7 protein-coding genes and 1 other RNA gene are annotated in these 9216 nt (G+C 44.5%); 1 reads left to right on the top strand and 7 read right to left on the bottom strand.

All coding sequences use genetic code 11. The features are described from left to right. Window positions 1-227: 227 nt before the first annotated feature. Complete coding sequence (gene folB / locus QUA44_RS22245; RefSeq protein WP_333254431.1) at window positions 228-584, top strand: dihydroneopterin aldolase; 357 nt, start codon at window positions 228-230, stop codon at window positions 582-584. Between the two features lie 91 nt (window positions 585-675). Here the strand turns inward: folB and nuoK are convergent, their stop codons facing one another. The 7 genes from nuoK to QUA44_RS22210 form a co-directional block, all read right to left on the bottom strand. Continuing rightward, entirely contained in the window at window positions 676-981 is a 306-nt protein-coding gene (gene nuoK, locus QUA44_RS22240; RefSeq protein ID WP_228050326.1) for an NADH-quinone oxidoreductase subunit NuoK, read from the bottom strand. Between the two features lie 271 nt (window positions 982-1252). Further along, window positions 1253-1876, bottom strand: a complete 624-nt coding sequence (locus QUA44_RS22235) for an NADH-quinone oxidoreductase subunit J (RefSeq protein WP_333254429.1) — start codon at window positions 1874-1876, stop codon at window positions 1253-1255. A 113-nt stretch (window positions 1877-1989) separates the two neighbouring features. Next, window positions 1990-2565, bottom strand: a complete 576-nt coding sequence (ndhI, locus tag QUA44_RS22230; RefSeq protein WP_333254427.1) for an NAD(P)H-quinone oxidoreductase subunit I — start codon at window positions 2563-2565, stop codon at window positions 1990-1992. A gap of 103 nt (window positions 2566-2668) precedes the next feature. Then, window positions 2669-3787, bottom strand: coding sequence for an NADH-quinone oxidoreductase subunit NuoH (nuoH, locus tag QUA44_RS22225; protein WP_333254425.1), 1119 nt, complete (start codon window positions 3785-3787; stop codon window positions 2669-2671). Between the two features lie 489 nt (window positions 3788-4276). Next, window positions 4277-4667: a transfer-messenger RNA gene (ssrA, locus tag QUA44_RS22220) on the bottom strand. 198 nt (window positions 4668-4865) lie between these two features. Then, window positions 4866-6623 (bottom strand): serine/threonine-protein kinase, encoded by a 1758-nt coding sequence (locus QUA44_RS22215; RefSeq protein ID WP_333254423.1) that lies wholly within the window; start codon window positions 6621-6623, stop codon window positions 4866-4868. Window positions 6624-6881: 258 nt separating this feature from the next. Continuing rightward, window positions 6882-9215, bottom strand: coding sequence for a hypothetical protein (locus tag QUA44_RS22210; RefSeq protein ID WP_333254421.1), 2334 nt, complete (start codon window positions 9213-9215; stop codon window positions 6882-6884). Window position 9216 lies beyond the last annotated feature (1 nt).

Raw genomic sequence — 9216 nt, 5'->3', positions numbered from 1 at the left:
AATTAATTACGACATTGAAAGAGAAGAAAAAGCCGTCGTAGAACGACGGGGCTTCAGACCCCGCTTTTTGGTGAAATTTAAGATAGAATAAGATTGATTGAACCGCAGAGGGCGCAGAGGGCGCAGAGGGAGAAGGAAAAGGGCAAAGAAAGAGAGGGAATAGAAAGAGAACTTTATCTGGTTTAATACAAAGTGGTATAGACAACGCACTTTTAGTTTATTGCAAAATGGATTCTATTCAACTTACAGGAATTCGCTGTTACGGATATACGGGCTATCTGCCGGAAGAGCAAGTTTTGGGGCAGTGGTTTGAAGTGGATGTCACACTCTGGGTGGATTTATCGCAAGCGGGAAAAAGTGATGATATTCAACATACTCTTGATTACCGCAGCGCAATTACTCTGATTCAAAAGCTAGTCAAAGACTCGAAGTTTTTATTAATCGAACGCCTAGCAGATACTATTGCTCAAGCGCTTTTAGAACTACCGTTAGTCGAAAAAGTTAAACTACAACTCTCGAAACCTGCTGCCCCCATCCCTGATTTCGGGGGTAGAATTACTCTAGAAATTACTAGAAGTCATTAGTTCTTAGTTCTTAGTCCTTAGTCATCAGTCTTTAATCTGCATTAGTTTGTCGCTAATGACTGATGACTGATGACTGATGACTATTGATGAATTACCACTTCAGCAAATTAAATTCTTCCATGTCTACGGTATTGCGGTTGCGGTAAATCGCCAAAACAATTGCCAAACCGACTGCAGCCTCAGCAGCCGCTACCGTGAGTACAAACACCGTAAATACTTGACCTTTAATCTGTACGGGGTCAAGATAGTTAGAAAAACCCATCAGGTTGAGATTGACTGCATTTAGCATCAACTCGATCGACATCAACACCCGCACTGCATTTCGGCTGGTAATTAAACCGTAAATGCCAATACAGAAAAGTGCAGCAGCTAATAACAGGAAATACTGGAGTTGCAGTTGCATAAGTTTTTCTAGTTTTTCTCGATCTAAATTACTACAAAACAGGCAGATAGGGGAATTGCGAACAGAAACCGGGTTGATCGCCAGACGGTGCGCAGTGCGCACCCTACGAAGAAGTAAGTAGGTAAGCGCAAAAAACCATAGTATCTGGTAGGGGCGGGTTTAGCTAAAAATCTATGATACAAGCCAGAAGATGAAGGCAAAACCCGCCCGACTCATTTAATGTTTATTTGTACCCACCTACTTAGGTGCAAAGTACACATTACACTTACTTTGTTTCTGCTGAAGAAACATCGCCGGCAGAAACTAATTCGCGCGGGCGTTCTGGCAAACTAAAAGCTGGTGTTTCCGATTGCTTCATGGACAATTCATCCGGGAAGAAATCGCGGCGCGCCAAGACAATTGCTCCCACCATTGCCATTAACAAAAACACTGATGCTAACTCGAAAGGTAGCAAGTAGTCTGTAAAGAAGTGTTTGGCGATGGTGACAATTGAACTTTCGGCGGGTGCTCCCGTCGTTGTCACAATCGCCCAAGGAGTAGACACTACCATCGTACCCAACAGCGCAAACAAACCAGCACAAACCACTGCGGTTGCTACTTGACGTACCCAAGCGTTGGGAATTGTGCGGAACTCTTCTCGTTTGTTTACCAACATGATGGCGAACAAAATTAAGACGTTAACTGCGCCAACATAAATCAATACTTGCGCTGCTGCTACAAAATCCGCATTCAGCAACAGGTACAAACCGGCAATGCTGGTAAATACGCCGCACAGCAAAAATGCTGAGTAAACGATGTTGGAGAACAGGACTACTCCTAATGCTCCTCCAATCATCATTACTGACAGGATGCCAAATGAAACAAGTTGAACCCCTTCGGCTAGATTCACAATTTTAAATCCTCAATCATTAGTTTTCTATTGTTGGTTTTTACTCATTAGTTAGCAGTCATTAATTATTGGTTATTTCAATGACTGATGACTGCTGACTAATGACTAATTACTTACTTTTCGACAATTTCCTCTGGGCGGAGACCAGCACGGCGATCGGTGTAGGAAACTTCATGAGGGTCGATCACACCTTTCGGCAAATAAGCGAATTCCCGCAGCGGTGTCACCATCGGATCATCTGTAACCTTGTAGGGCAAACGTCCGAGAGCCACGCTATCATAATTCAACTCGTGACGCTCGTAAGCTGCTAACTCGTATTCTTCTGTCATCGACAAACAATTAGTCGGACAATATTCTACGCAGTTGCCGCAGAAGATACACACACCGAAATCGATACTGTAGTGCTTGAGTTGTTTCTTCTTAGTTTCTTTGTTAAATTCCCAATCCACCACAGGTAAATTGATCGGACACACCCTAACGCAGACTTCGCAGGAGATGCACTTGTCAAATTCAAAGTGAATTCTGCCCCGGAAACGTTCCGAAGGAATTAGTTTTTCGTAAGGATACTGCACCGTAATCGGCCGGCGTCTCATGTGGTCAAAAGTCACAGAAAGCCCTTGACCGATATACTTGGCAGCTTGAAGAGTTTCTTTGGCGTATTCGCCTACTTGATTGAGGAATTTTAGCATTGTGTTCTCTCTCTGTACTTAAGTTTTTGGTAATTACTAATTAATAATAGGTAATTGGTTAACAGCTTATTTGTGTTAGCTATTGCCTTTTACCTATTATCAATTAACCGCCAAAAGCAAAGGGAAAGGCAAGCTTCAAAGCTGCGGTTAATAGCAAATTAACTAAAGCAACGGGAAGCAAAAACTTCCATCCCAAATTTAGCAATTGGTCGATCCGAACTCGCGGCAGAGTCCAGCGCAGCAGAATTGCCAGAAACAGGAAAAAGTAGGCTTTCAGCATGGTCATGGTAATGCCCAGCAAGCCGGTAATTACCTGCAACCAAGGAGTTGTCTCGCTCAATCCGAGGGCATTACTGATAACTCCGACGGGAATCGGGCATTCCCAGCCGCCGAGGTACAAAACTGCTACTAGCAGGCAAGAAAGGACGAGGTTAACGTAGGAAGCGATGTAGTACAGAGCAAATTTCATGCCCGTGTACTCAGTCTGATATCCTGCTACCAATTCTTCTTCTGCTTCGGGAAGGTCGAAGGGCAACCGTTCGCATTCTGCGAGGGCTGCAATCCAAAAAATGAGGAAACCGGCGGGTTGTCGCCAGACGTTCCAGCCGAGGATGCCGTAGCTGGCTTGTTGCTGTACGATGTCGATCGTACTTAAGCTGTTGGACATCATCACAACTGCCAATACTGCCAAAGCTAGGGGAATTTCGTAGCTGAGGGATTGAGCGGCTGCTCTGAGTCCGCCGAGGAGGGCGTATTTGTTATTAGAAGCATAGCCCGACATCAGCAAGCCGATCGGCTGAATGCTAGAAAGAGCAATCCACAGAAATATTGCTGTCCCCATATCGGCGATGAGCATATGCTCTCCGAAGGGCACGATCAAGTACGACAGAAACACTGGAATCACGACAATGACCGGCCCGAGGGTGAACAGCAGCGCGTCAGCTTTTGCCGGTACAATGTCTTCTTTGAATACCAACTTCAGACCGTCGGCAACGGGTGCGAGCACTCCCAGAGGGCCGATAAATTCGGGGCCAATCCGCTGTTGAGCGGCGGCGGAAATTTTCCGTTCCAGCCAGACGCTAGTCAGTACCCCGAATACAGCACCGACAATCATCAGTACCATCGGCAAAGGTAGCCAAAGCACTTGGGCGATGTCCGCCGGTAAGCCCAAATCGATCAGGGCTTCTACGAAACTTCCTTGTAAGTCAATTCCTGGGTTCATGTTTCCAGCTTTTGAGCGATCGCCATATAATTTTTCACCTGTCCTTCGTAGGAGTAGGCTTAGAGAGCGGGGTTTTTGTAAAGATTTTTAATGCTTTACCGCCTAATAGTATATCGCCCGACAGCCTCGCAGAACGCACGGACGGGGTAAAGTTCTAATTATCTGAGATCCCAGTTTGGCTAATGGGTGGGTAACTTATGGTTGACTGTTGACTGTTGACTGTTGATGGTTGACGGTTGACGGTTGACGGTTGACTGTTGACTACCCGTGGTTGTTTAGTTCTAGACGAATAAATACCAAATAAACCTGGTTTTTATGCGTTTCTGCGTGCTGTAACGAAGTTTTCTCGCAAAAACCCGGTTTCTGACTACCCATGCGTCCAGGGACATATAGCCCAAACAAAAGGGCTCGCGAGTTAACTCGCGAGCCCTTTTAATTTTGTAAAGTGGCTTTCAAATGGCTTAAACCATTGATTTTACGTCACCTTTTTTATGGAACTGGGCAGAATCGAACTGCCGTCCAAAATGGGTATTTACCTTCCGATCGTTCACAGGTTTATCCCCTCTAATCCTTGGGGCGGGAACCATCTTTATCCCAAATGGGGGGATTTTCTAGTGATTGCTTTCCCGGCTAGACGACTAGAAACGTTTAGCTAGGGCATCCGTTGGGGGTTGTTATGCTGCCTTTAACGGAGTTAAGCTGCATACACTCTGAACCAAGCTAGAGAAGTTTTTAGGCTACAGCTACGGCTTTGCGAGCGAAAGGAACGATGTTGTTCGCATTTACTTTTTTGTTTGAGCCGATATTAACGAGAGTGGACTCCCTCTCGACCTGCATCACGGAGCAGCTTTCGCCACCCTGTCGAAACCATTACAGCCCCTCGTGTCCTCTTATCATAGCGAATATTTTGTTTAACGTCAATCGATTTTGGATTGAAGATTTTGGATTGGGGATTTTGGATTGGGGATTTTGCACAAGTGGTCGATCGATACATTCACCGCAGATTTCAGGCGGATAAACACTGATTGACGCAGATAATTTCAGTCTGACGCACCGAACTTAGGTCGATCGTCCTGGATTAATGCAAATTTTCGTCCCAAACGCCGATGTAAATCCGATCGCGCTCGTTGCGTTCGATCGTCCCTTCGAGCGAACCCTTCCTAAACGCAAACCGATTTGTCCGGCGCTGCTGCACATCTCGGAACCCCTGCAAAATCTCCCGGCTTGCGCCGCCCACCATCCCGTTTAAGGCGGTTTTGACTACCAAATCGTCCACCGACGGGGCAAAAGAACCCTCTGTTTGGACTAATTTGTCGGAATCGCGATCGTAAATGTAGCCGAGAGTAATTCGGTTCGGCAATATTTCGTAAAGTGCGGTGCGAGTATTGGGCCAATAGCCCCGGCCTTGAGAGTCCGTGGGTTGTCCCAATTCCGCTAAAATCTGACTTTCCGGCGTACCAACGGCATATCCGGGGATTGCGGGATTCCTCCGATTGCTGGTTGTGGGTTGGTCGCTGGGTGCGGGCGATCGATCGGGCGGCAACTCTTTATCAACAAGTTTTTCCGTTGGTTCTTCTAGGGGTTGTGTCCCCGCGCCTTCCCCTGCCGTTGTTGGAGCTGGGGCTGGTGTTGGCGAGAAAGGAGTTTCTGCTGGGGCGGGAGCAGGAGTTTCTGCTGGGGCGGGAGTTTCCGCAGCAAGCGGCGGAGTTTCTCTGGGAGTTGGAGTTGGAGTTGGTGTGGGTGCGGGAATTGGTGCGGGACTCGATCGCGCGTCTGGATCTGCAGGGGCCGAAGTGCGATCGTCCTTCGCTACAGGTGCGGGTTCGGAAGGTTGCCGGTTGAGGAAAACCCTAGCAACACCGACCAAACCTGCAACTAACAGGGCGATCGCCACGAACCCCAAAATCCACCAAATCTTGCGGTTGCTGCCCCCAGAAGACACCACAGCAGGCGCTGTTCTCACATTTGCAGGCGACTGAGCGCCATGTCCCGGCATCACCGCCACCGTCGGCCCGGTGTCCGGCGACGGCCCGCGCAGCAGACCCAGCCACTCATCTACGCTACCAGGGCGATTTTGAGCTTCTACAGTCATCCCCCGCATCACTGCTTGACTGACAGTCGTACTTAACTCAGGCCGCAAGTCGCGGGGTGAAGGCATCGGCTGGCTGGTACGGAGAATTGCAGCCACTGGCACCTGTGCTGTCAGCAGAGTATAAAGCGTCGCGGCCAGACCGTAAACATCTGTGGCGGGGGTATATTTTCCTTGGGCGAAATACTGTTCTGGCGGCGCGTAGCCGTCGGACACCATATTAGTGTGATTTTGGGTTGCACCTGCTGTAAACTCGCGGGCAATGCCGAAATCGATCAGCACGACTTCTTGGGTACCTTGGCGCAGGAGAATGTTTTGTGGCTTGACATCTCGATGCAGCAAGCCTTTTTGATGAACTGCTTTCAAAGCAGCGCCAATTTGAGTGATGTAGAGAATTGCTAGATTTTCTGGGAGGGGATTGTTTCCACCGACTACCTCGGCCAAATTCTGACCGGCTATGTAGTCCATTACCATGTAGGGCTGCCCGTCTTCGACAAAGAAGTCGCTGACGCGGACAATATTCGGATGGATGCAGGAAGCCAACCGCCTCGCTTCGTCTTGAAACTTGCGATCGAACTCAGCAAAATTTGGATCGCGCCGCAGAGATTCGTTGAGGGTTTTAATGACTACAGGCTGTCCTAAGTAGCGGTGATTGGCGCGGAAGGTAATCCCAAAGCCACCCCGTCCCAGTTCTTGTTCGAGGGTGTATTTTCCACCTTGTAAACTTTTGCCGATTAGCGCATCCATAGTTTCGGGCGATCGCACATCAAATAATATGGCTGATTATGGCACGTATGGTCGGCCTAGTTACCAGTCTCAAGGGCGATCGCGAAGCCCTCGAAGAGGATCGAGGAGTGCGATCGGCTCTAAATAGCAGGTTTGCTTCTGGCTGACGTTGATACTTTTCTCTGGAATCACACCAGATGTGAGTGTATCCGATGCTCTTCTGGGGGCGCTGAAATATCTGGATGTTTTCTGCCATCATCATTCAAATCCATCCTGGTTTCAATTTTCAATTAATACTTTTGCAACTTTTTCTAACAGAGATGACTGACTGTTTTCACCGACTTTTAAAATATTTTGAGTGAGCGTACTAAAATGTAAAGCTGTAATGGGATGATCGCTCAGGTCAGATGTGGCAATTGACTCTTTGTAATCTTTTTTTCCAATCAAATGATAGACTCTAAACCCTTTCTGGATAGAGCCTCCGACACTTTGTGCGGGAGGAACATAATACTGAATAAATGTTTCGTTCTTTAAATCCAAACTTATCATATTTTGGATTCTATTGATAGGTTGAATCTCGCTGTTGTAATGGGATACCAAAGGTAATAATCTACTACTGTTTTCACCTTTGTTTTTGCGGTCTATTCTTAATTCTCCGCTTTCCATATCTTTAAGAATACCAACACGTCCAATTAATGTTGGCGTATAAAAGTCATCTGTATAACAACTAATATACAGCTTCTCTGATTCATCTACCAAATATTTTTGATCGTTAATTAATTTTTCTGACTTATTTTTTCGCCTTTTTAAAAATCGGAATTTAGCTTCTATTTGTTTCAAATCGCGCATCACATTTTTTATGTATATGCAACCATCTTGATACAGAAATTCTACCGCAACTGCTTTAGCTTCCTTGTTTTTAGGGCTGCGTACATAAATACTAAAAAATTGTTTTTCAGGAAATGATTGAGGAGTAATATGCAAGCCCAAGTTATCGTTTAAAATACTCTGCGCGATCCAGTTCTTAATTCCCAACTCAATCAAGACTTTCTGAAATTCAGGGGAAATCTTTATCTTGTATCGTTCGCAGAAACTTTCCCATTGTTTGCTATCTGCTTGTTCTTTTAGATAACAAAAAATCGAGTCCTCTACATCCAATATTTTCCCTTCTGTAAAAGCTTGCGTCTCCTTCTTTAGACTATCTCGATCTCGATCAATTTTCCAATTTGTATAATTAAAAACCGCAAAATTAGTTTTCTCATCTCCCACAGCACGAAATTCTGGTATATTTATCCCCTGCGTGCTAAAAAACTGTCCCGTCTCCAAATAGTTAAATCTTTTCTTTAACTGTGAATAGAAATCTACTGACGATTTATCATCTATTGTTGTTGATGGATACCACAGATCGTCTTTTGCTTGATAAGCCATCCAACCCGCTTCTTCCTCCAAAAGTTTATTGAAAACCAAATAGTTTTTTCCTGCTTCGAGTTGAATTTCTGACCATTTAATAGATTCGGTAATTCTCCAGCCAACCTCTTCCTCACCGTCAGGTACTTGTTCGTAGGTACTAACAGTTTTTCCCTGATTGTAAAATGCGATCGTAGATACCCCTTGATGTTTCAGAAAATGTTGCAAAAATTGTTGGTCAGATTCAGTCAGATCGACTCCAGTATTGTTAATAATCTCTAATGATTCTACAGCTTCTATGTTTTTTATGAAAGGGTTTTCTAAGTAGTGGTCAGCCTGAAAATCAAGAGATTTAAATTTAATCTGGCACTCACTTAAAAAACCCTCAAGTTTTGTCATGAGGTTTTGGTAATGATAAAGCTGAGTCTTTTTGAACTTATTATAATTTTTAGGATCTGTATCAAATTGCATAAAACAAATATCATTTTTTGCGCGAGAATCTAGATCGCGATCGAAGTAGTAGTTCTTATTTTTGAATACCAACAACTCTCCAAAATTATCAGCATCTACAGTCTTGTAATCTTTTTTATCTTTGGGCAATAAGAATTTTCGTCTTTTTCTAGACAATGTTAATGTTAGTACATTATATGGATTGTATTTGATTAACAAATTCTGTCCCCATACAAAAAGAGCGTCTTTCGATTTGCCCAGAGTCGTGGAATGAAGTAACAGTAATTCTTCAAAACCATTTATTGTTTCAACGGATAAGCCTTGAGACAGAATATAAAACTTGAAAATGAGGTTGAAAATTCTTTCTCGATTGCTAGAATTGTCTGTAAATAACTTTTGCCATCCAGAATGAGTTTTATTAGGGGATAAAAAGAATACATATTTTTTGCCCTCCGTATATGATAGGAAGTATTGAATGTCTGATTTTTCCCATTTTTCCCCCTGTGCAGCAAGCCGTTTTTGGACTTCTTCTTTAATGTATTTATGCTGCTTTTTATAATATGTAGCCCGTGATTCCTCATTATTTTCAGAATCTTTATCTTCAGGAAGCGGATATGGAAGTGGAAAAGATTCTATCCCTTTTCCCATTTTAAATAGATACTGAAACAGTTTTTCGGCAACTTGTTTTGGAGTTTGTAATATTTCTATTTGGTTGGTTCGCGATATGTCTGACAATGCTGCTGTTTTATTGTTCATT

The organism is Microcoleus sp. N9_A2, assembly GCF_036701775.1.
In the GTDB taxonomy this organism is placed as follows: Bacteria; Cyanobacteriota; Cyanobacteriia; order Cyanobacteriales; family Microcoleaceae; genus Microcoleus.
The sequence above is the reverse complement of the archived record's forward strand: the minus strand, read 5'-3'. Positions and strand labels throughout refer to the sequence as shown.

Excerpts from the sequence above, each read along its gene's own strand:
- nuoH (WP_333254425.1), bottom strand. The coding sequence starts at position 3,787 with ATGAACCCAGGAATTGACTTACAAGGAAGTTTCGTAGAAGCCCTGATC.
- ndhI (WP_333254427.1), bottom strand. The coding sequence starts at position 2,565 with ATGCTAAAATTCCTCAATCAAGTAGGCGAATACGCCAAAGAAACTCTT.
- folB (WP_333254431.1), top strand. The coding sequence starts at position 228 with ATGGATTCTATTCAACTTACAGGAATTCGCTGTTACGGATATACGGGC.
- QUA44_RS22215 (WP_333254423.1), bottom strand. The coding sequence starts at position 6,623 with ATGGATGCGCTAATCGGCAAAAGTTTACAAGGTGGAAAATACACCCTC.
- QUA44_RS22210 (WP_333254421.1), bottom strand. The coding sequence starts at position 9,215 with ATGAACAATAAAACAGCAGCATTGTCAGACATATCGCGAACCAACCAA.